The sequence below is a fragment of the Flavobacterium sp. FG68 genome (genome assembly GCF_057808895.1).
This window is the reverse complement of sequence record NZ_JBMDIY010000037.1, coordinates 1-24,070: the sequence shown is the minus strand read 5'-3', so window position 1 is coordinate 24,070 and position 24,070 is coordinate 1. Positions and strand designations below refer to the sequence as shown.

General features: G+C 34.7%; 13 protein-coding genes. 11 read left to right on the top strand and 2 right to left on the bottom strand.

Going from position 1 to position 24,070, the window contains the following annotated elements; all coding sequences use genetic code 11:
* Positions 1-7 precede the first annotated feature (7 nt).
* The 3 genes from ACODSB_RS20070 to ACODSB_RS20060 all read left to right on the top strand — a co-directional run bounded on the left by ACODSB_RS20070 (position 8) and on the right by ACODSB_RS20060 (position 4,746).
* On the top strand, positions 8-1,636 hold the full coding sequence (locus ACODSB_RS20070) for a GH35 family beta-galactosidase (RefSeq protein WP_488938324.1): 1,629 nt from the start codon (positions 8-10) through the stop codon (positions 1,634-1,636).
* A 210-nt stretch (positions 1,637-1,846) separates the two neighbouring features.
* Positions 1,847-3,754: a sialate O-acetylesterase gene (locus ACODSB_RS20065; protein WP_488938323.1), complete on the top strand. Its 1,908-nt coding sequence runs from the start codon at positions 1,847-1,849 to the stop codon at positions 3,752-3,754.
* A 380-nt stretch (positions 3,755-4,134) separates the two neighbouring features.
* Positions 4,135-4,746, top strand: a complete 612-nt coding sequence (locus ACODSB_RS20060) for an LbetaH domain-containing protein (protein ID WP_488938322.1) — start codon at positions 4,135-4,137, stop codon at positions 4,744-4,746.
* 326 nt (positions 4,747-5,072) lie between these two features.
* Here the strand turns inward: ACODSB_RS20060 and ACODSB_RS20055 are convergent, their stop codons facing one another.
* Positions 5,073-9,023, bottom strand: coding sequence for a hybrid sensor histidine kinase/response regulator transcription factor (locus ACODSB_RS20055; RefSeq protein WP_488938321.1), 3,951 nt, complete (start codon positions 9,021-9,023; stop codon positions 5,073-5,075).
* Between the two features lie 390 nt (positions 9,024-9,413).
* On the opposite strand from ACODSB_RS20055, the gene ACODSB_RS20050 reads away from it, so the two are divergent.
* The 8 genes from ACODSB_RS20050 to ACODSB_RS20015 all read left to right on the top strand — a co-directional run bounded on the left by ACODSB_RS20050 (position 9,414) and on the right by ACODSB_RS20015 (position 21,990).
* On the top strand, positions 9,414-12,416 hold the full coding sequence (locus ACODSB_RS20050) for a SusC/RagA family TonB-linked outer membrane protein (RefSeq protein WP_488938320.1): 3,003 nt from the start codon (positions 9,414-9,416) through the stop codon (positions 12,414-12,416).
* Between the two features lie 17 nt (positions 12,417-12,433).
* Positions 12,434-13,957: a RagB/SusD family nutrient uptake outer membrane protein gene (locus tag ACODSB_RS20045; protein ID WP_488938319.1), complete on the top strand. Its 1,524-nt coding sequence runs from the start codon at positions 12,434-12,436 to the stop codon at positions 13,955-13,957.
* A gap of 84 nt (positions 13,958-14,041) precedes the next feature.
* Positions 14,042-15,217: a glycoside hydrolase 5 family protein gene (locus ACODSB_RS20040; protein WP_488938318.1), complete on the top strand. Its 1,176-nt coding sequence runs from the start codon at positions 14,042-14,044 to the stop codon at positions 15,215-15,217.
* A gap of 118 nt (positions 15,218-15,335) precedes the next feature.
* Positions 15,336-16,376: a glycoside hydrolase family 43 protein gene (locus tag ACODSB_RS20035; protein ID WP_488938317.1), complete on the top strand. Its 1,041-nt coding sequence runs from the start codon at positions 15,336-15,338 to the stop codon at positions 16,374-16,376.
* Between the two features lie 268 nt (positions 16,377-16,644).
* The gene (locus ACODSB_RS20030) at positions 16,645-18,456 is read left to right on the top strand and encodes a glycoside hydrolase family 2 protein (RefSeq protein WP_488938316.1); all 1,812 of its coding nucleotides are present in this window, start codon (positions 16,645-16,647) and stop codon (positions 18,454-18,456) included.
* 102 nt (positions 18,457-18,558) lie between these two features.
* A complete protein-coding gene (locus tag ACODSB_RS20025) occupies positions 18,559-19,581 on the top strand; it encodes a glycoside hydrolase family 43 protein (protein ID WP_488938315.1) in 1,023 nt (340 codons plus the stop codon).
* Positions 19,582-19,636: 55 nt separating this feature from the next.
* Positions 19,637-20,812: an aldose epimerase family protein gene (locus tag ACODSB_RS20020; RefSeq protein WP_488938314.1), complete on the top strand. Its 1,176-nt coding sequence runs from the start codon at positions 19,637-19,639 to the stop codon at positions 20,810-20,812.
* A 191-nt stretch (positions 20,813-21,003) separates the two neighbouring features.
* The gene (locus ACODSB_RS20015; protein ID WP_488938313.1) at positions 21,004-21,990 is read left to right on the top strand and encodes a glycoside hydrolase family 43 protein; all 987 of its coding nucleotides are present in this window, start codon (positions 21,004-21,006) and stop codon (positions 21,988-21,990) included.
* Between the two features lie 573 nt (positions 21,991-22,563).
* Here ACODSB_RS20015 and hmpA read toward each other — a convergent pair.
* Positions 22,564-23,772 (bottom strand): NO-inducible flavohemoprotein, encoded by a 1,209-nt coding sequence (gene hmpA / locus ACODSB_RS20010; RefSeq protein ID WP_488938312.1) that lies wholly within the window; start codon positions 23,770-23,772, stop codon positions 22,564-22,566.
* Positions 23,773-24,070: the final 298 nt, after the last annotated feature.

Genomic DNA, 24,070 nt, shown 5'->3' with positions numbered 1-24,070 from the left:
GAATCAGATGTTTACGTTCCCAAAAAATACAATCGTTATACTGTTTTTTGCTTTTTTACAATTCGGATATTCCCAGGAAAAAATGCCGCATCTTCAAAAAAAAGGAAATAAAACGCAGCTCATTGTCAACGACAAACCTTTCATTATTCGCGGCGGAGAATTAGGAAATTCTTCGGCAACCACTATGGAAAGTATGGAACCCATTTGGGAAAAGTTAACCGACATGAACCTCAACACCGTTTTAACTCCAATTTATTGGGAATTAATAGAAAAGGAGGAAGGCAAATTTGATTTTTCGTTAGTTGATGAATTGATTTTAAGAGCCAGAAAAGAAAACCTAAAACTCGTTTTTCTTTGGTTTGGATCGTGGAAAAACAGCATGTCAAGTCACGCTCCTGAATGGGTAAAACTGAATCAGAAAAAATATCCCAGAATAAAAGACGACAAAAATAAAAGCCATGAAATTCTAACGCCTTTTAGCGAAGAAAATCTGCAAGCTGATTCAAAAGCGTTTCAAAAACTAATATCTCATATTAAAGATTTTGACCAAAAAGAACAAACCGTGATTATGGTTCAGGTTGAAAATGAAATCGGGATGCTGCCAACGGCACGCGATTATCATCCTTTAGCCAATGAAGCCTTCAAAAAAGAAGTTCCAAAAGAATTCATTCAATATTTACAGAAAAATAAAGAAAAACTAGTTCCTGAATTCTCAGCAATCTGGAAGAAAAACGGATTCAAAACAACTGGAAACTGGGAAGAAATATTCGGAAAAAGTCTTCAAACCGATGAAATTTTTATGGCTTGGTATTTTTCAAAATTCACCAATACAATCGCCAAAGCCGGAAAAAATGCTTATCCAATTCCGATGTTTTTAAACGCAGCCTTAAATGCACCCGAAAAAAAGCCGGGAGAATATCCAAGCGCAGGTCCGTTGCCGCACGTAATGGACGTTTGGAAAGCAGCGGGAAACGCTATAGATTTTCTTTCACCAGACTTTTATAATCCGTCATTTAAGCAATGGAATGATTTATTTACAAGACAAGGCGATCCGTTATTTATTCCCGAACATCGTTTTGATGAAACCGCACCGTTTAAAGGTTTATATGCAATCGGACACTATGAAGCCATTGGTTTTTCGCCTTTCTCGATAGAATCAGTAACCGATGCCAAAAAAGAACCACTCGGAAAAATTTACGATTTAGTACAGCAGTTAAAGCCAGTTATTGAAGCTAATAAAGGACAAGGAAAAATTGACGGAGTTTTATTAGATAAAGTAAACAACACACAAATAGTTAATCTAGGAAACTACGAATTTACCTTTAAACACGATTATACCCTAAATTGGTCCGAAGGTGCAAAAGCAGATACCTGGACAACATCAAGCGCCATAATTATAGAAATCACACCCGATGAATTTTACATTTCAGGTTCCGGAATTGTCGTGACTTTTAAACCTTTAAAAAATAAAAACGCAAACGCAGGAATATTAAAAACAGACCAAGGAAAATTTGAAAACGAAAAATGGAGAACCATAAGGCATTTCAACGGAGACCAAACCCATCAAGGCAGACATCTAAGAATTTCAGTAGGTGATTACGAAATTCAAAAAATAAAACTATACATTTATGAATGATTTAATTCAACACTAATTGCACGAATTTGCACAAATTATCTTTATACAAATAAAAAAATCTGCATAATCTGCGTGAAAAATTTTTAGCCACAGATTAAAATGATTTTTTAAAATTAATCAGTGTTAATCCTTATAATCTGTGGCAAAAAAACAACCAGTGTAAATCCGTACAATCCGTGTCATCAGTGGGCAAAATATAAACAAGATCAAATGAAAAAAATAATACTAGCAATACTTATAGTTTTCAATGCCAATGCTCAAATAAAACTCCCAAGACTAATAAGCGACGGAATGATTTTACAGCGCGATACAAAAGTCAATATCTGGGGCTGGGCGTCACCAAAAGAAAAAATCGAACTCGATTTCAACCACAAAACATACAAAACTATTACAGCGGAAGACGGAAAATGGATAATTCAGCTTCCATCACAAAAAGCAGGCGGACCATATGAAATGACTTTAAAAGCATCCAACACAATCACCCTGAAAAACATACTTTTTGGAGACGTTTGGGTTTGTTCCGGTCAGTCAAATATGCAGCTGTCAATGGAACGGCTTAAATATAAATATGAGGATTATATCGCTAAAGCGGAGAATTCGAACATCAGGCAATTTCTAGTTCCCAATCAATATTTTTTTGAAAGAGAAAATACCGATTTTTCTTCTGGAGAATGGATTTCAGCAAACTCAAACAGTGTTTTGAAATTCTCTGGAGTTGCCTATTTTTTCGCTTTAGAAATCTATGAAAAATACCAAATCCCAATTGGAATAATCAATTCTTCTTTAGGCGGCTCTCCCGCAGAAGCATGGATCAGCGAAGAAAACATTAAAAAATCCCCCGATTATTATCAGGAATATTTAAAGTTTAAAGATGGAAGTCTCGAAAAACAAATCGACGAAAACGATGATAAAGTAAGTTCAGACTGGGATAAATTACTAGACGAAACAGATCCCGGACTAAAAAATAAATGGGCAGCTGAAATCGATAATTCCGATTGGAAAACGATGAAAGTTCCCGGTTATTGGGCAGACGGTGAACTCGGAAATATAAACGGTTCGGTTTGGTTTAAAAAAGAATTTACACTTGAAAAAATAAAAGAAAATCAGGCGAAGATTATTTTAGGAAGAATCGTTGATGCAGATTCGGTTTTTGTAAACGGACATTTTGTTGGTACAACTTCCTATCAATATCCACCAAGAATTTATTCTTTCAATTCCAATATTTTAAAAGAAGGAAAAAACGAAATTACCGTTCGAGTTATCAGTAATTCAGGTAAAGGCGGTTTTGTATTGGATAAACCTTATGAATTAATTAATGGCGATCAAACCATTGATTTAAAAGGAATCTGGAAATACAAATTAGGTGTAAAAATGTTACCGCTTCCGGCACAAACTTTCGTCAGATTAAAACCAGTCGGACTTTATAATGCCATGATTGCGCCCCTTAAAAATTATGTTATAAAAGGCGTGCTTTGGTATCAGGGTGAATCGAGTACCAAAAAACCAGCAGAATATCTTCCTTTAATGGAAACTTTAATTGCGAATTGGCGCACGCAATGGAAACAAGAAAAACTGCCTTTTTTATTCGTTCAGCTTGCCAATTATATGGAAACAAAACCGGAACCAGTCGAAAGTAATTGGGCAGCTTTAAGACAGCAGCAATTGAATACGCTAAAAGTTCCAAATACAGGAATGGCCGTAATAATCGATGTAGGCGAGTGGAACGATATTCATCCTTTAAACAAATACGATGTTGGGAAAAGATTGTCGCTTCAGGCAAGAAAATTGGTTTATGGCGAGAAAAATTTAGTCGCTTCGGGACCGATTTTTAAATCAATAAAAAAAGAAGGAAACAAGTTAATTTTAAGTTTTTTGGATATTGGAACCGGATTGCAAATCAAAACCGGAAATGAATTAAAAGAATTTGCAATTGCCGGAAATGATGGAAAATTTGTCTGGGCAAAAGCCATTATCGATGGCGATAAAATAATCGTTAGTAATGATTCAGTCGCAGACCCTGTAAAAGTAAGATACGCTTGGGCAGATAATCCGGCTGAAGCCAATTTATACAATAAAGAAAATTTACCAGCTTCGCCTTTTGAAGCAGATATTAAATAATTTTTGCATCCATTTTATTCCGTAGAGACGCACAGCAGTGCGTCTTACGCAACGTAACCCCAACGAATATCATTTTGCGCATAAGACGTACTGCTGTGAGCCTCTACGATATGCCTTGTGTTGATATTGTTGTCATTTTTTATACCCATTTTTTACTGTAGAGACGCACAGCAGTGCGTCTAACGCAACGTAACCACAACGTATATCACTTTACGCATAAGACGCACTGCTGTGCGTCTCTACAGATATACTTTATGTTGATATTATTGTCATTTTTTGCATCTCAAGATCTTAGATTTATTTTATTAAATACTAAAATTCGAATTTTCGAAATCTTATCTTTATAAAATTAAATAATGCATTTTTAAATCAATACAATAATGATAAAGCCAATCGATTTTATAGAAAACTTTGATTTTTATTTTCCAGATTATATTAATACTGCGCCATGGAATATTGTCAATGAACTGGACAAAATACTTTTAGAAAAAATAAAACTACTTTCAACTGATTATAAAATAGAAGGGACAATTGCCATACACAAAACAGCCATAATAGAAGAAGGAGTAACCTTAAAAGGAACAATCATCATTTCAGAAAATTGTTATGTTGGTGCGCATGCTTATCTACGTGGGCCAATATTATTTGGGAAATCTGTAAAAATAGGCCCGGGTTCAGAAATAAAACAATCGTTTATTTCTGATAATTCGGCAGTAGCTCATTTTAATTATATAGGAAATAGCCTGATTGGTCAAAATATTAATTTTGAAGCAGGTTCAATTTGTGCCAATCATTACAACGAGAGAAAAAACAAAAACATTTCGGTTAAATATAAAGAAGACATTATCAATACCCATTCAGATAAATTTGGGTCATTGTTAGGTGATAATTCTAAAGTTGGTGCAAATGCGGTTTTATCGCCGGGGACAATTTTGGATAAAAACAGTATTGTAAAAAGATTACAGTTGATTGAGCAATTAGTTGAGGAATAACTTTGCGTAGACGCACTGCTGTGCGTCTCTACGATATGCTTTGTGTTGATATTTTTTTAATTGCCTCCAGCTTTAGCTGGAGAGATAGATATTTGTTATCAAAAAGGCTTTAGCCAAACGTCAAAGTTAGGCTAAAGCCTTTCATATTTTTCAAAATTTAACCTCCAGCTAAAGCTGGAGGCAATTGATTTTTTTTTAATAATATATATCCAGTTTTTGTTCTGTAGAGATGCACAGCAGTGCGTCTAACACAACGTAACCCCAACGAATATCGACAACAAAAACTTTGCGCATAAAGCCCCACAGCTGTGCGTCTCTAGAAAAAACTATTTATTCATCGCAATATACTCTGAAGGCGTCATCGTAAAATGCTTCTGGAAATTACGACCAAAACTCGTCTGCGATTTATAACCCACCATTTCAGCAATCTCATACATTTTATAATTCTCGTTTAAAAGCAATTCAGCAGCACGTTTTAAACGAACGATATTAATCAACTCATTCGGACTCAAATTCGAAATATCTTTAATTTTTCGGTATAAAGTTGAACGGCTCATGTTCATGATTTCCGCCAAAGATTCTACGCTTAAATCAGAATCCGTGATGTTTTTCAGAATTTCTTCGTCGAGTTTTTTCAGGAACTTTTCGTCGGTTTTATTGTGCGCAATACTTTTAATGTGCGAAAGCGGAGAACTCGCATAATAATTCATAATCTGCTTTCTGTTTTCGATTAGATTATTCACCTGAACTTTTAAATAATCCATCGAAAAAGGTTTTGCGATATACGCATCCGCACCCACTTCAAGACCGTCAATTTGCGATTTCAGCGAGTTTTTGGCAGTAAGCAAAATCACCGGAATATGACTTGTTTCTAAGTTGGTTTTAATCTCTTTACACAACGTAATTCCGTCCATAATTGGCATCGAAACATCACTTATAACAAGCTGAATATTCTCGTTATGAATTATTTTTAAAGCATTTTCTCCATTATCCGCTTTCAAAATAGTGTAAAACGGCGTTAATTCAGCCGTAATAAAATTCAATAAATCCTCATTGTCTTCCACAACTAAAAGCTGTGTTTTCTCGTGTTTATTTTCGATTTCTACAGTTTCAGATTCTGCTTCAATTTCGTCTTTCTCTGTTTCATTATAAAACATAAATTCTTCTTCCTGACGAAGCGGAACCACAAGTTCAAAAATATTCACTTTTGAATCCGGAATTACCTGCAGATTTCCGTTATGCAATTGTGTTATCGAATGTGCCAGCGAAAGCCCAATTCCCGTTCCCGAAGTTGTATCCATATTATCAACCCTGAAAAACGGCTCAAAAATTTTATCTTTTAAATGAAACGGAATCAGATTTCCATCATTTTTTACAATTAAAGTCAACTTCTTTTCATCTCTAAAAAGTGTAATCGAAGCTTTATCTTTAGAATATTTAATTGCGTTGCTCATCAAGTTGCTCAGGATTTTTTTGAAAGCCTCTTTATCCACAAAAGCAAAAATATCTTTATCGCCCAGTTCCAGTTCAAATTCAATTCCTCTTTCTTCAATCAATTGACTGAATCTCAAATGTAAATTCCGAACCATCGACGAAATATTCGCTTCTACGAAAGTGAGTTTTAAACCGCCAATTTCAGACTTTCTAAAATCCAGTAATTCATTTACCAGTTTTAATAAACGAGAAGTGTTTTTCTTCATTATCGAAAGATTCTGAGGCACTTCCGGCAATATGTGATCCATAACCAAAAGTTTTTCCAAAGGTCCTTTTATCAACGTCAAAGGCGTTCTGATTTCGTGCGCTACATTCGTAAAAAAGTCAATTTTAGCCTGATAGATTTCTTTCTCTTTTTCGTCGTTTAAATGTTTTATTTTTCGATTGTGTTTAATCTGAGTCAGATTTTGTGAATAACGAATGATGTAATAAAACGAACCGCATATCAGTATAAAATAGAAAAAATACGCATAAGAACTCGCCCAAAAAGGCGGCAGAATCCTGATTTTCAATTCCACTTCTTTACTCCAAACACCAAAACTATTCAGCGATTTTACTTTAAAAACATAATCGCCTGGCGCCAGTTCCGTAAAGAAAACTTTATTGTTACGTTCCAGATAAACCCAGTCATTATTCACATTTTCAAGTTTATACCAATATTCTGTAAGTTCCGGAGCCGTATAATTTAACGAAGCAAATTCAAGATTAAATGACGATTGACTGTTGTTAAGTTCCAGTTCATCAATATGCGCAATAGATTGTTTTATAGGCGAATCATTTTCATTAGCGTCAATATCCTTATTATTGATTTGCAGATTGGTAATAAAAGTCGAAGGCGTGTATTTGTTTTTGGTAAAATTCTTCGGATTGAAACTGATCATTCCGTTTAGATTTCCAAAATACATATCGCCGTTTGTATCTTTAAAAGCCGATGCATAATTAAATTGATCGCTCAATAAACCATTTGCGGTGGTGTAAATTTTAATGCTTTTATGATCAGGTCCAAATTTCACCAAACCTTTAGAAGTCGTCAACCATAAATTTTTAGCTTCATCTTCTAAAATAGAATAAACAACATTACTTGGGAATCCGTTTTTGGTCGTAAATTTTTTAAAAGTCCTTGTTTTTTTATCGAATAAATCCAGTCCGTTTTCGGTAGCAAACCATAAATTTTTAAAACTGTCTTCAAAAATATAATTGATCGAATTATTACTGATGCCGTTTGGGTTTTTGTAATCGTAAATAAAAACCTCTTTCTTTTTTGTTTTCGGATTATAATAAAACAAACCATCACGATAACTTCCTGCCCAGAGATTTCCGTCGCTGTCTTCTTTATAAGTCGTATAATGCGTAGTTTCAGGAAAAGTTTTTAAGGTTTCAAAATTGTCATTTTTTTCATTGTATAAATAAAGTCCCATTGTCGTAATCACAATCAATTCATCTTTTTTGGTTTCATAAAAAGAAAAAATGAAATTACTGCGCAATACCGAAGCCGGATTATTGGCACTATAGTGTCGCACAACGTTACCCGAATTTCGGTCTAAAACATCTAAACCATGTTCAAAAGTTCCTACCCAAATTTTGTCTTTTCTGGGCATTAAAGCATGAATATTATAATAAGAAACACTGCTTTTGCTTCCGTTTGGTAAATAAGATGTAAACTGCTGCGTTTTAGGATTAAATCGGTTTAAACCCGCATCTTCGGTTCCAATCCATAAATCGCCTTTATCATCTTTATGAATTTCCCTAACGGCGCTTCCGCTGATAGAATTTTGTCCTTTCTGAGGGAAATATTTCTTGAACTGTGTGTATTGTTTTTGATGGTAATTGATGCCGCCAAAATACGTTCCAACCCAAATCCCGTTTTCTTTATCAATCGTGATCGAATATGCTGCATTGTCTGAAATCGCATACGGATCATTATAATTTTTTTTAAGATTAATGCTGGATTTCGTTTTCAGGTTGTAAACATAAACTCCAGATTCGCTGGCAATCCAAAGTTCATCATTTCCCCTCTTTTTAAACTGTCGCACATAAACCGGTTTTTTAGTCGAAAATTCTAAACTCGAAGTTGTTTTATTGTGAATGTTATAAAGTAAAACGCCGTCGTCCTGCGTACCAATTACAATATTGTTTTTGTCTAAAGCATAAATAATCGTAATTCTAAAGTTAGAAGAACTTGCTGGTGGCGCAATCGGAATATTTTCAAACGAAAGATTTTCTTCAGAATAACGATAAATTTTATTCAATGAAGAAGCCCAGATTTGACCATTTGCATCTCTGGAAATCGAAGTGGCAATAAAATATTTATTCGGATTAAAAGTTTTGGTTTCCTTTTTTGTTGTCGAATATTTATAGAGAATATTGCCGGAGATAAACCAGATATTTCCGTTTTTGTCATGATTAATATCGTTGATACGGTCGTTAATCGCTTCGTTTAAAACCGTAAACTGATCTGTTTTTTTATCGTATTGATACAAACCTTTATCTGTTCCTACCCAAATTACACCTTTATATTCATGTAAAGACTGGATATAATTACTTCCTAAACTATGAATTGGGTCGGCGTTGCTTCTGTAAGTCTTAAAACGATAGCCATCAAATCGGTTTAAACCGTCTTTTGTACCAAACCACATAAATCCATCTTCGTCCTGTAAAGAAGTCAAAACGGTGTTGTTTGACAGACCTTCTTCAACCTGAAAATGTTTGAAATAATATTCCTGTGCCTGAATAAAATTTATCGAAAAAAGTGAAAAAAATAATAAAAGAAAGAATTTACGCATAGTTGTGTTTTTTAGGATAAAACAAGGACTTATTCAAATCGTGTCAATATTCAACAAAATGTTGCAAGTCACTATATTTCTGATCTTTTTTATACAATTTGAATCATTTGAGATAGAAATTGACACAAATGAATCATTTTATTTTGAATTAAAATCATCTACTTTGAATTTTCAAACAAATCATATTGATAATTTTTAGGCTAAAAAAATACAGCATCAATAAAATTAAGTTTTAAAAAATACACCATTAATAATTTTGAATTAAAATGAACACATTATTATTACTGAGCAATATTAATTATTTTTTTGCTCGCATCAGAGATGATTAGAATTTTTAAAAAACAATTGTAAAACCAACCAAGAAATGAAAACTATCTAAATGACAAATCAATGAAAACAAAGATCACTCAAATTTTAAAGCAGAGATATTACCTCTTGTTTTTCTTTAGTTTATTATTACAACAAACGTATGCACAACAGCAAATAACCATAACGGGAAAAGTAGTTTCTGCAGCAGGAGAATCAATTCCGTTTGCTAACGTTGTCATAAAAAACACAAAAAATGGTGCAGTTACCGATTTTGACGGTACATACAAAATAGCTGCTGCAGGAAACCAAACACTGGTTTTTAGTTCACAAGGCTATAAAACAACAGAAATTGAAATCAACAACAAAACGTCTATCAATGTTACTTTACAAGAAGATGCAATGAAATTGGATGAAATTGTAGTTGTAGGTTACGGTTCGCAGCAGAAAAAAGACCTTACAGGTGCTGTTTCGCTCGTAAAAGCTACAGAAATCCAAAAAAGACAGGTGACTACTGTTGCTGATGGATTACAAGGTTTAGTTACCGGAGTTAAAGTTCGCGGCGGCGGACGTCCGGGACAGGAAGCCAGTGTAGAGATTCGTGGTCTTAAAAATCTTCAAAATACAAATCCATTATATGTAATTGATGGATTAGTTACTTCGGCAAACAGAGATTTTAACCCAAATGATATTGAAAGCATTCAGGTTTTAAAAGATGCATCTGCTGCGGCAATCTATGGTTCGAGAGCAGCAAATGGTGTAATTATTATTACCACAAAAAAAGGTAAAAAAGGGCCGCTTCAAATTGATGTTTCTGCAAAAAGCAGTTTTACAACTATCCCACGCTATGATTTGGCGGGAACTGAAGAGTTTGCCAGATTAAATAATATGGCTTATGATAATGCCGGAATGACAAGACAAAATCTGAATATGGCAGTTAATACAGACTGGCAGGATGCAGTTTTTAGAACAGGAATGATGCAGGATTATAATGCCAGCGTTTCTGGCGGAAATGAAAACTCTACATTTTTTATGTCGGGGAATTATTTTGGAAATGAAGGAGCAGTAATCGGAACTGATTTTGACAGAATTTCATTCCGTGTAAATTCAAGCGGAACAAAAGGGATTTTCAGTATTGGAGAAAACTTAGCCATCAGTAATTCTAAAACAGATGAAATGTCTGGAAATCCAATTATTGATGTGTACAGAATGACACCAACAATTCCGCTTTACGACGCAGCTAATCCTGGAGGATACGGTTACGGTAAGCAAGGTGTTGCAGATACTTTTGGAACAAACCCTCTTGCAATTGCTGATTTTGCCAATACGATCAACGAAAATTTCAGAATTAGAGGAAATATCTGGTCTGAACTAAAATTTGCTCCATGGTTGAAATATCGTTTCAATTTTGGATATGAAACTAGTTTTGACTCTTATAAATTCATGAGAAAAGTAGGGAACTGGACGTTAAATCAACCGATAGATCCATCTCAGACAGATCAAAATAAAGGAAGATCACAAACAACATTGTTTGAAAATACTTTGACTTTCAAAAAAGAATTTGGAAAACATGATATAACGGTTCTAGTTGGTCAGACTTTTCAAAAAGACAAATACGATCAAATTTATGGTACAAAAAGAAACCTGCCAATAAACTCCGGAACTGGACAATATTATGAGGTTTTAAACCAAGGAGATTCACCGGTAGTTGGTGGTTTTATTAATGAAGCAGCTCTTGCATCTTACCTTGGAAGAATTGAATACAATTATGATAACCGTTATTTATTTAATGCTGTTTTAAGACGCGACGGATCATCAAGATTTAGTGATGCAAACAAATGGGGAAATTTCCCTTCTGTTTCAGCAGGATGGAGAGTAAGTAACGAATCATTTTTTAAATCAGAATTCATCAAAGATTTAAAATTAAGAGCGAGTTATGGAGAATTAGGTTCTGGAAATATTAAAGAGTACGAATATAAAAGCTTCGTTAATAATTTCGGACAGATTGTATTAGGTCAAAATTTATATCCTTCTGCAACTCAGGTAAAATTATCAAATTCAGAACTGCGTTGGGAAAAATTAAAACAAACCAATTTTGGATTAGACTTAGGCGTTTTAAATAATGATTTACGTCTTACAGCAGATTATTTTATCGCTCGTACAGAAGATGTATTATTTGGTTTCCCAATTTTATTAACGACAGGAAATGACGGCGGAAATCCAATTTCTAATGCTGCAACTGTTGAAAATAAAGGTTTTGAATTAGAATTAGCTTACAGCAAAAAAATCAATGAATTCTCGTTTAATGCTTCGATCAACTTTACAAAAGTTAACAACAAACTGGTTTCATTAGGTAACGGTCAAAATGAAAACATTTCGGGAAATACAATCACAAGAGCGGGTATGCCGGTAGGAATGTGGTATGTTTTACAAACTGATGGATTGTTTCAAAATCAACAGGAAATTGATAACTACAAAAATGCTAATGGACAAGTAATTATGCCAAATGCTGTTCCTGGAGATATTCGTTTTAAAGATGTTAATGGGGACGGACAAATTACAAGTACCGATAAAGCTATTGTGGGAAGTCCATGGCCAGAATTTGAAATGGGATTAAATGCAGGAGCAGAATATAAAGGTTTTGATTTTTCTATGAACTGGATCGCTTCTCACGGAGCAACTGTTTATAACGGATTTAGAAGTGTTGTAGACAGATTTGATGACAATAGTAATTACAGAGCTGGAATTCAGCCTTGGACACCTGAAAATCCAAATACTGATTTTCCTAGAATCACAAAAGGTTCAACTTTAAATTCAAGAGGAGACAGTGACCGTTTCTTAGAAAATGGAGATTTTATCAGACTTAAGTACATTGGATTTGGTTATAACCTGCCTCAAAGTGTCTTGAAAAATTCAGGTATTTCGAGAGCGAGATTAACATTATCGGCACAAAATATTATTACAATTACTAAATATAAAAGTTTAGATCCTGAATTTACAAACAGTAATATTTTTGAAAGAGGCGTTGATAATGGTGCTTTCCCAAATCTTCAAACGTATTCTTTTGGTGTTGATTTTAGCTTTTAATTTAAAAAAATAGCATAATGAAAAAAATAATCATAATAACCGCAGCTTTTCTGGGTCTTGTTTTTACAGCTTGTGAAAGTGAATTAGACCTAAACAGCCCAAATGATATTACAGTAGACCAATATTGGAAAACTGAAAGTGATGCTCAAGCTGGTGTAAACTCAATTTACGCTATGTTTTACAAAGACGGTCTTTGGGCAAGATGGATGTATTTTCGTTTAGATTTGACTTCTGATGAAGGGTATAGTGTAAGTCCGTGGACAGAATTAGCAGACTGGACGCGATTCAATTATATCAATTATAATTTTTGGGAAGGAAATGCCGTAACATGGAGAGATACCTACAAAGCCATTTTTAGATGTAATCAGGTTTTAGCAAACGTCCCGAATATTACCTTTCAAAATGAAGATGATAAAAAGAAAATCATTGCTCAGGCTAAATTTTTCAGAGCATTACATTATTACTATGCGGCAGTAATCTGGGAAGATATTCCGTTAGTTTTAGATCCATCAACACCAGCAGATTTACCGCAACAAAAAAAGGTAACTGAAATTTGGGCTCAGATTGAGAAAGATTTAAACGAAGCTTTTGTGGATTTACCAGCGCAATGGCCGTCTGATCAAACAGGAAGACCAGATAAAGGAGCAGCAAAAGCATTTTTAGCAAAATTATACATGCAGCAGCACAAATGGCCAGAAGCCAAAACAGCACTGGAATATTTGATTACTGGGCCAGGTGCAAGATATGGACTGGTTACTAATTACAGAGATAATTTTACAGATGTAAACGAAAACAACAGCGAATCTGTTTTTGAAATTCAGTTTGGAGATCAAAGAAAAGGAGGAACTGGTGAAGATCCAAACGCTGCAGTTTCCAGCAACCGTGGTCAGTTTTTTGCACCAAGAGGAATTGGATGGTCTGACGGACAAGCACGTTTATGGCTTGTAAATGCTTTCAAGGCCGAACAAAATAAAGATGGTGATCTTGATATTCGTTTAAGATGGACTTTATACTATCCGGAATTATTAGCTGATTTTGGAGATAAAACCTACGGAAGAAACTGGGAATGGAACAATAATGAAGCCTGGTTTAGAAAAGGAAGCCGTGATTATTACAGAAATAATGAAGATTATTACAGCCAGGTAAATTACAGATTAGTTCGTTATGCTGATATTTTACTGCGCTATGCCGAAGTTTTGAACGAAACAGGAAATACAGCACAAGCTTATCAATATGTTGATTTAGTAAGAGCCCGTGTAAACATGAACACTTTAGCAGTTGCTCATCCTGAAATAGGAAACGATCATGATAAATTCTTAGAGCGTTTAAAAACAGAGAGAGTTTTAGAATTAGCGGGAGAAAGCGTGCGTTGGGAAGACTTAAAACGCTGGGGAGATTTAAATTCTCAGGCTTCTGTTGATAAAATTGCGCTTCGTGATCCGGATTTTAAAAACTTCAAAGTGGGTAAAAATCATAGAATGCCAATTCCACAAAGTGATGTAGATAATAATCCAAATCTGGAACAAAATTCAGGATATTAAAAACTAATTTTTTTAAGGGAATCAGATGTGTTAGTCTGATTCCCTTATCATAAAGAACGATTGTTCATAATAACAAAATTTATAATGAGAAAAGTAAAATTGTGTCTGACATTTATGTTGGCAGGATTAGTATTGCTAAGCTGTAACAACAAAAAGAATATTACTGAAGAAAATAAAAACGAAACTGCTGCAGTTGAAAAAAGAGAAATCTGGACAAAAGATCAGGCCAATAAATGGTATGCAGAACAGCCTTGGTTAGTAGGTTCAAATTATTATCCTAGCACAGCTATAAATCAATTAGAGATGTGGCAGGAAGATACCTTTGATCCAAAAAGAATTGATCAGGAACTGGGCTGGGCAGAAAATTTAGGCATGAATGTAATGCGTGTTTACCTGCATGATTTATTGCACCAGCAAGATGCAGAAGGATTTTACAAACGCATGGACAAATTTTTAGAAATTGCAGATAAACATCACATTAAAACCCTTTTTGTTTTATTTGATTCCTGCTGGGACCCGTTTCCTGCTTTAGGAAAACAACGTGCTCCAAAACCGCACACGCACAACTCAGGCTGGGTACAGAGTCCGGGACAAAAAGTATTGCAGGACAAAACACAATATCCTCGTTTAGAGAAATATGTAAAAGAAACCGTTGCTCATTTTAAAGATGACAAACGTATTTTAGGCTGGGATGTTTGGAACGAACCAGATAATATGACAGGTCCATCTTACGAAAAAATCGAAATCAAAAACAAAGTTGATTTAATCCTTCCGCTTTTAAAAAATGTTTTTGTTTGGGCAAGGGAAAGCAATCCGTCACAGCCGTTAACTTCTGGAGTTTGGGTAGGAGACTGGAGCGACGAAGCCAAAATGAAACCAATGCACAAAATGCAGATCGAACAATCTGATATTGTTTCATTCCACAATTACAACACACCACAGGATTTCGAAAAAGTAATCAAACAATTACAGCGTTACGGAAAACCTTTATTGTGTACAGAATACATGGCAAGACCAAACGGAAGCACATTCGAAGGCTTTTTACCTATCGCAAAAAAATACAATGTTGGAATGATCAACTGGGGATTTGTAGATGGAAAAACACAAACCAAATACGCATGGGACAGCTGGACAAAAACATATACTGCAGAACCAAAAGTATGGTTTCACGAAGTATTGCACACAGACGGAACGCCATACATCAAAGCCGAAACAGATTTAATCAAAAAAATGACATCTGAGGCGAATAAGAAGAATTAGATAATTAGATAATGTGTCAATTTGATAATTTCTAGAATGCATAAATTAAATAATTTTCTAATTGACACATTCTCACATTTTCTAATTATCAAATTGACTAATTGACACATTGAAAATTATGAAAACACACACAATAAAACAGCTCTTTTTTCTGGCGGTAATTTTGGTTGGATTTTCTGCGAAAGCACAACAGCCAGATCCGCCGGGACAAGTAAAAGGAAGCGAAAAACCAAAAAACGAAGCCTATCTTTTTGCGCACATGACGCACAACGATTACGGCAGATTATACTATTCTGTAAGTTTGGACGGTTTACATTGGGAAAACCTCAACAACGGAAAACGAGTTTTTGAAGAATATAAAGGACATCCCGATATCTGCAAAGGCCCGGACGGAAAATATTACATCGCAGGAAATACAGGCGATGACGCAAAAAGCATCAACATCTGGGTTTCAGACGATTTAATTACCTGGAAAAAACACTCCGATTATACGCCGGATTTAAAAAGTACACCTGATTATTCAAATGCTTTACAACGAATTGGCGCACCAAAATTATATTACGACAAAGATTCTGAAAAGTTCATTATGACATGGCACACGCCGCATCTTGAAGGGACAAAAGAAGATGGTGAACGTTATTGGGCAAGTCAGCGAACGTTGTATGTTTTGTCTAAAGATTTAAAAACTTTTGAAGGAACACCAAAACGTTTATTCGATTGGGATATGGGAACTATTGATGTTTTTATTCGTAAAGTCGGCGATTCTTATTACGCTGTAATTAAAGATGAAACGTATCCAACATTGTATTGGACAACCGGAAAAACCATCCGAATTGCCAAATCGAAATCTCTTTTAGGGCCTTATTCTTTGCCCCAGCAATCTATCAGTCCAAACTTTAGAGAAGCACCAATGTTAATTCCTTCTCCAGATGATAAAATATGGTACATGTATTACGAACAATATCCGGGAGTTTCCTATGGATTATCAATTGCAGATAATTTAAACGGACCTTGGTTTCAAGCCTCAGGTTATACTTTTTTCTCAGATTGGGATAAATACAGCTTCCCTGAAAAAGTACGCCACGGCTGCATGGTTACAATCTCTAAAAATGAATACGACAGTTTAGTGAAGAAATTTGGAATCACTAAAAATAAATGATGAGTTATAAGTTATGAATTATGAGTTTGGAATTAGGCGTTTGTTAGTGTTTTTTGAGTTAATACGAAACAGAGATTATTTTATCGGAAATAAATTATAATCACACTTAAACCAACTCATAATTCATAATTAATAATTCACAATTATAAAAATTGGTTAGTAAAGTTAGTGTTTGAAATTACCAGACTATGTGGATATGGTCTGGTAATTTATTTAGTAAAGAAGAAACAGTAATAATCGAGGAAATTATTGCATAAAACGATATAGGATGAATAAGAAAACTACAGTTCTGGTGGCGCTTTTTTTAAGCTGTCTGGTTCATGCACAATGGAAACCGCAAGGGGATAAAATCAAAACAAAATGGGCAGCGCAGGTTGATCCGAACAAAACTTTACCAGAATATCCCCGTCCGATTATGGAGCGTAGCCAATGGAAAAATCTGAATGGATTATGGAATTATGCCATTCAGGAATTTGGCAAAACAGCGCCTTCAAAATATGATGGGCAAATTCTAGTTCCGTTTGCGGCTGAATCGAGTTTGTCTGGCGTGATGAGAGAAGTTGGAGCAAAAAATGAACTTTGGTACGAAACCAATTTTTCAATTGAATCAAACTGGAACGGAAAAAATATTCTGCTGCATTTTGGAGCTTTAGACTGGAAAACAGAAGTTTTTATAAACGACATAAAAGTGGGTTCACATACTGGCGGTTACACACCATTTTCGTTTGATATTACACCTTTTATCCAAAAAGGGAAAAATCAAAAACTGATTGTAAAAGTTTGGGATCCATCAAACGACGGACCTCAGCCAAGAGGAAAACAAGTTAAAAATCCCGAAGGAATTTGGTACACACCAGTAACCGGAATCTGGCAGACGGTTTGGATTGAACCTGTAAATGCTAAAAACATTTCAGAATTAAAAACAACACCAAATATCGATCAAAATACAATCAGTATTAAAGCCGACGTAAACGGAGCAGAAAAAGGAGATTTAATTGAGATTTCTGTTTTTGAAGGTGGAAAAGAAATTGCAAAAGAAAAAGCTGTTGTAGGCGAAAGTAATGATATTGTTTTAAATTCTCCAAAATTATGGTCGCCTGAAAATCCGTTTTTGTATCAGACAAAAATCCGTTTAATCAGCAAAAATAAAGTAGTTGATGAAGTGAAAAGTTATTTTGCGATGCGAAAAATTTCATCAAAAAGAGATGAAAACGGAATCATGAGAATGCAGTTAAATAATAAAGATTATTTTCAATTTGGGCCTTTAGATCAGGGTTGGTGGCCAGAAGGATTGTATACTGCACCAACTGACGAAGCTTTAAAATACGATATTATTAAAACGAAAGAATTAGGTTTTAATATGATTCGTAAACATGTGAAAGTAGAGCCAGAACGCTGGTACACACATTGTGATCAATTAGGAATTTTGGTTTGGCAGGATATGCCAAGCGGTGATGAACAACCGATTTGGCAAGATAAAAAGTATTTTGAAGGTACAGAATTACAGCGTACTCCAAAATCACAAGAAATCTACAAAAAAGAATGGAAGGAGATAATGGATCATTTGTATTCGTATCCAAGTATTGTAGTTTGGGTTCCTTTTAATGAAGCCTGGGGACAATTCAAAACAGTAGAAATTACAGAATGGACTAAAAATCACGATCCAAGTCGTTTAATAAATTCTTCAAGCGGAGGAAATCATTTTCAAACGGGCGATATTTTAGATTTACACAAATATCCAGCTCCGGAATTGTATTTGTATGATGCCAGAAGAGTTACTGTTTTAGGTGAATACGGTGGAATTGGTCTTCCGTTAGAAGGACATTTATGGAGAGCAAATGACAATTGGGGTTATGTGAAATTTAAAAACGAAGCAGAAGTTACTGCCGAATATGTAAAGTACGCTCAAATCCTTAAAAGCTTAGTAAAAACAGGATTTTCGGCAGCAGTTTACACGCAGACAACTGATGTTGAAGGTGAAGTAAACGGCTTTATGACCTACGACAGAAAAGTAGACAAAATGGATTTCAAAGCTGTAAATCAAATTAATACTGAAGTTATTAATGCTTTGAATCAGTGATTTTTTCCTCCCGCAGATTTCGCAGATTAAGCCGATAAAATAAATCTGTACAATTTGCTAAATCTGCGGGAGAAAATTTCAAAGACTAATAAAAAAACTAAAATGAAAAAATACCTATTCCTTTTTCTGTTCACAACCATAAGTTTTGCTCAGCAAAAAACATTCACAAATCCCATTTTGCCAGCGGGTGCAGATCCTTACAGCACATATTACAAAGGCTATTATTACTATACGAATACCCTTGGAAATCGTTTGGTTTTGTGGAAAACAAAAGATTTATCCGATATTAAAAATGCTGAAAGCAAAGTGATTTGGACACCGCCCAAAAACACGAATTATTCAGCAGAAATCTGGGCACCGGAATTTCATATTATCAACGGAAAATGGTATTGCTATTTTGCCGCAGACAATGGCGACAACAATAATCACAGAATGTATGTTTTAGAAAATAAAGCATCAGATCCGTTTAAAGGTAATTTTGAATTTAAAGCAAAAATTGCTGCCAAAACAGATAAATGGGCGATTGACGGAAATGTATTTGAATATAAAAAACAACTCTACATGATTTGGGCTGGCTGGGAAGGCGACACCAACGGACAGCAAAACATCTACATCGCTAAAATGAAAAACCCGCTTGAAATTGATGGCGATCGTGTTATGATTTCAGCACCAACAAATGATTGGGAAACACACGGCGCATTGCATGATGATGTAAATCCTGCGCAGGTAAATGTAAACGAAGGCCCACAGTTTTTAGAAAGAAACGGTAAAATTTTCATAGTATTTTCGGCAAGTGGATGTTGGACAGATTTCTATTCTTTGGGATTGTTAACTTTTAATGGCGGAGATAATTTATTAGATGCAAATGCATGGAAAAAATCTCCGGAACCAATATTTAAACAATCCGATAAAAATAAGGTTTACGCACCGGGACATAATTCATTCTTTAAATCTCCTGATGGAAAAGAAGACTGGATTTTATATCATGCTAATTCAAACCCGGGTGAAGGATGCGGAAACAAAAGATCACCGAGAATGCAGAAAATAGATTGGGATGCAAACGGATTTCCGGTTTTAGGAGAACCTGTTAGTGAGGAAACCAAACTGGCAATTCCATCAAAATAAAACTATAAAAACTAACCAGAGGATAATATTACTTTTTCCTCGCAATGACATAAAAATGAAAAATATTCAAATCGCTGCGGTTGTTTTACTGGCACTTTTTCAATTTAATTGTAAAGACAATAAAAAAGAAAATACAACTTTAAAAGAAACGACTGAAATAAAATCAGATTCAGTAAAAACCGTTTTAGAAACTAAAAATTTTGATACCATAATCGAAGGTAAAAAAGTCAATTTATACTGGATAGAAAACAAAGGAATAAAAGCTGCTTTTACCAATTACGGCGGAAGATTAATAGGACTTTGGGTTAACGATAAAAACGGAAAACCAACCGATGTTGTTGTTGGAATGAACAGTGCAAAAGGCTTTAAAACCTCAACAGAACCTTATTTTGGAGCAACAATTGGAAGAGTTGGAAACCGAATTGGAAAAGGAAAATTTACTTTAGAAGGAAAACAATATCAAGTTCCGTTAAATAATGGAAAAAATGCTTTACACGGCGGTATAAAAGGTTTTCAGGATGTAGTTTGGAATGCCGAAAAAGCAAACGAAAACACTTTGGTTTTTACTTACGTTTCGCCAGATGGAGAACAAGGTTTTCCTGGGAATTTAACTGTAAAAGTAACGTATACGATTACGGATGATAATTCGGTAAAAATGGAATACGAAGCGACAACTGACAAAACAACTTTAGTTAATTTAACCAATCATGCCTTTTTTAATTTAAACGGAGAAGGAAGCGGCACAATCTTAAATCACGAATTACAGATTTATGCTAATGAATTCACGCCGGTTGATGAAGGTTTGATTCCGAGTGGAGAGTTAAAACCAGTAAAAAATACTGTTTTTGATTTTACTTCAAAACATACAATTGGAGAAAGAATCGAAACAAAAGATGAGCAATTGAAATTTGGAAAAGGATACGATCATAATTATGTTTTAAACGGAACAAAGAAAAATGGACTGAATCATGCCGCAACAATTTCTGGAGATAAATCTGGAATTACAATGGATATTTTTACAGAAGAACCTGGATTACAGTTTTACAGCGGTAATTTCATGCAGTCGAAAAACACATTTAAATCTGGTTCAAAAGATGACTTCAGAACAGCTTTTGCTCTAGAAACACAACATTTCCCAGACGCACCAAATCAGCCAAAATTTGCCCCGATTGTTTTGAAAGTGGGAGAAAAATATCATACGGTTTCTTATTATCAGTTTTCTGTGAAATAATAAAATAGTTTAACCGCAAAGAGCGCTAAGAATTACGCAAAGATCGCTAAGAAAATGAGGAATAGCTTTGCGCCCTTCGACTTCGCTCAGGGTGACATAAAATGAGAAAAAAAACTTTGTGTCCTTTGCGTAATTCTTAGCGCTCTTTACGGTTAAAAAAACTTAGCGTTAAAACCTAAAACCAATAAAAAATGAAAAAGATACTATCCCTAATAACATCACTTTGTGTCTTCGCAGCCTGCTCGCAGGAAAAAGACACCAACCAATCAAAACCAATAGAAGTAAAACCAGCATCAGCAATTTTACTGGCCGACCCAACTATTTTTTATAATAATGAAACCTATTATTTATACGGAACCACAAGCGGAGATATTCCAAATGGAGAAGGATTTCAGGTTTATACATCTTCGGATTTAAAAGACTGGAAAGGTCCGGTTGGAGCGCAGAATGGTTTGGCTTTTAAAAAAGGAGATGCTTTTGGAGACAAAGGATTTTGGGCACCGCAGATTCTTTCGTATCAAAATAAATTTTATATGATTTATACGGCGAATGAAAATATTGCCGTTGCTACAAGTGACAGTCCGCTTGGGCCATTTAAAAACGATTCAAAAGAACCAATTATAAAAACCGGAAACCAAATCGATCCGTTTATTTTTATTGATGAAGATGGAAAAAAATATTTGTATCATGTTCGTTTAACTAACGGAAACCGAATTTTCGTGGCAGAAATAAACGACGATTTTAAAAGCATAAAACCAGAAACTTTAACGGAATGCATTTCGGGAACTATGCTTTGGGAAAATACACAAAACGTTAGCTGGCCGGTTACAGAAGGGCCGACGGTTTTAAAACACGACGGCTTGTATTACATGATTTATTCGGCAAATGATTTCAGAAATATAGATTATGCTGTGGGTTATGCAACCAGTAAAAGTCCGCTTGGACCTTGGAAAAAAGCGGCGGACAGTCCGATAATTAGCAGAAAAAATACCAAACAAAACGGAATTGGCCACGGCGATGTATTTTGGGATAAAAACAATAAAATGCATTATGTCTTGCACACTCATTATAGTGAAAGTGCCGTTTCGCCAAGAAAAGCCGGAATCATTTCAATTGAATTTAAAGATGGAAAAATAGTGGCTGATCCTGCAAGTTTTCAGTTTCTAAAAGTTAATTAATAACATCCAGTTATCATTCCGTAGGAATGTTTCGTCGGTAGAAAAAAATAAAGTTCAGTCAGATTTGCGTTCCGTAGGAACGTTTGGAAGATTATTAAAAATGATGCCAAAATCAAACGTTCCTACGGAACGTAAACAATGATAATAATATAATTTTCTACCAATGAAATGTTCCTACGGAACAAAGAAATATATAAAATAAAAAGAGGCTGTCTCGATTTTTGAGACAGCCCTTTTTTGTTTTCCTGTAAGGTTTCCAAAACCTTGTAGGTATTCTGTATTTTAAGTTAAAGCAATAAATTATTTGACGTAAAATTTAAGCCTGCAAGGTTTTAAAAACCTTGCAGGAGTTGAAACCTATATTAGGAATCTTTTTTATTGGAAAATATAAAAAATGAAAACAAGTTTGAAATCAAAGCAGCAACCAGCCAGGAACGCATCCAAAAAAATAAAAAAATAGATTTATTTGAGCAGTTAATACTGGCGAGAGTTAAAGTTATAAAAAACGTTGTTGTCAGATTTTGAAGTACTTGAATTAATAATTTCCTATTATAAAATCGGACAATGTTCATCTTAATTCAAATTGATAAGTTGAGGTCCAAATTCTTCGTAGAAAATATTTTCCTGACTTACATTTAAATTAATAAGCGCTTCATATTGTGTTTTGATAAACATTTCAGGCCCGCAGATATAATATCGGGCTTCTTCTAATAAAATAGAATCTTTGCATTTATGAAGATCAACGCGACCGTGAATTACTTCATTTGAAATTACATTTTCCGGCGTTACAGCATCATAAAAAGTAAAAGTTTCCAAATGATTTGCTTCTTTTAAAGCAGAAATCTGATCTTTAAAAGCATGAACAGATTCATTTCTGCATCCGTGAATCCAGATTGTTTTTTTGTTTTGAATAGAATTTAAATTTGTTTCCAGCATGCTTAACATCGGCGTAAGCCCAACTCCGCCGCTTATTAATACTAAAGGATTTTGAGAATCTTTTTCTAAATGAAATAATCCTGCAGGAGAAGAAATAGAAATAATATCGCCTTCAGATTTTGAATGCATTGTATTCGAAACCCATCCGTTTGGATTTGGCGCAATTCCGTTTTCTTTTTTTACCGAAATTCTGTAATATTCCGGATTAAAAGTGCTTGACAAACTATATTGTCTTGGCTGGAAAAGATCCAATTCTGGTACAAAAACCTGAACGCTGATAAACTGTCCGGCATGGAAATCGGCAATTGCTTTTTCATCTTCTGGATAAAGATAGAAGGATTTGATTTCAGCCGATTCTTCAACAATTTTTTTAATAACGAATTTTCTCCAGCCGTTCCAGCTTCCCGGTTTTGAGATATTTTCTTCGTATAAACCTTTTTCAAGATTAATCATAATATCGGCAAGTTCATAAAAAGCAACCGTCCAGGCTTCAAGAATTGGTAATGTCGCGGCTTCTCCAACCACTTCTCCAATAGAAGCGATAAGATGTGTTCCTACGATTTTATATTGTTCCGGCTGAATATTTAGGCTTCGGTGTTTGGTTCCAATTCCTTTTAATACACCAATTAAAACTGACGGATCTTCTATATTTTCGGCGTAAGCCAAAACGGCATTTGCTAACGCCGATTTTTGTCTTCCGTTTGCCTGATTTCCCATATTAAACATATTTCGCAATTCAGGATGATGCTTAAACATTCTGGCATAAAAATAATTGGTCAGGTCTTCACCGCTCGCTCGTAAAATTGGAACCGTAGCTTTAATAAGCTCTTTTTGATGTGGATTCATTTTGAATAATTTGATTAGGATTTAAAATTGAAATTCTAAGAAATAAAAGGCCTTAGAACTTATATTCGCAAATTTAATCCCACAGTATTGCTCCATTTTATGATTCAAATCATAATGGAAGAAGTTTTTTTGTTTCAGGTTTCAAGTTTCAGGTTGGGATAAAATTATTTTTTCACAAAATATATATTCTCATTTTATTCCGTAGAGACGCACAGCAGTGCGTCTACGTCTCGAATATCAAACATTGTGGTTACGTTGCGCAAGACGCACTGCTGTGCGTCTCTACGATATACGTTGT

Coding starts and splice junctions, on each gene's coding strand:
- ACODSB_RS20070 (WP_488938324.1), top strand. CDS start 8: ATGTTTACGTTCCCAAAAAATACAATCGTTATACTGTTTTTTGCTTTT.
- ACODSB_RS20065 (WP_488938323.1), top strand. CDS start 1,847: ATGAAAAAAATAATACTAGCAATACTTATAGTTTTCAATGCCAATGCT.
- ACODSB_RS20060 (WP_488938322.1), top strand. CDS start 4,135: ATGATAAAGCCAATCGATTTTATAGAAAACTTTGATTTTTATTTTCCA.
- ACODSB_RS20055 (WP_488938321.1), bottom strand. CDS start 9,023: ATGCGTAAATTCTTTCTTTTATTATTTTTTTCACTTTTTTCGATAAAT.
- ACODSB_RS20050 (WP_488938320.1), top strand. CDS start 9,414: ATGAAAACAAAGATCACTCAAATTTTAAAGCAGAGATATTACCTCTTG.
- ACODSB_RS20045 (WP_488938319.1), top strand. CDS start 12,434: ATGAAAAAAATAATCATAATAACCGCAGCTTTTCTGGGTCTTGTTTTT.
- ACODSB_RS20040 (WP_488938318.1), top strand. CDS start 14,042: ATGAGAAAAGTAAAATTGTGTCTGACATTTATGTTGGCAGGATTAGTA.
- ACODSB_RS20035 (WP_488938317.1), top strand. CDS start 15,336: ATGAAAACACACACAATAAAACAGCTCTTTTTTCTGGCGGTAATTTTG.
- ACODSB_RS20030 (WP_488938316.1), top strand. CDS start 16,645: ATGAATAAGAAAACTACAGTTCTGGTGGCGCTTTTTTTAAGCTGTCTG.
- ACODSB_RS20025 (WP_488938315.1), top strand. CDS start 18,559: ATGAAAAAATACCTATTCCTTTTTCTGTTCACAACCATAAGTTTTGCT.
- ACODSB_RS20020 (WP_488938314.1), top strand. CDS start 19,637: ATGAAAAATATTCAAATCGCTGCGGTTGTTTTACTGGCACTTTTTCAA.
- ACODSB_RS20015 (WP_488938313.1), top strand. CDS start 21,004: ATGAAAAAGATACTATCCCTAATAACATCACTTTGTGTCTTCGCAGCC.
- hmpA (WP_488938312.1), bottom strand. CDS start 23,772: ATGAATCCACATCAAAAAGAGCTTATTAAAGCTACGGTTCCAATTTTA.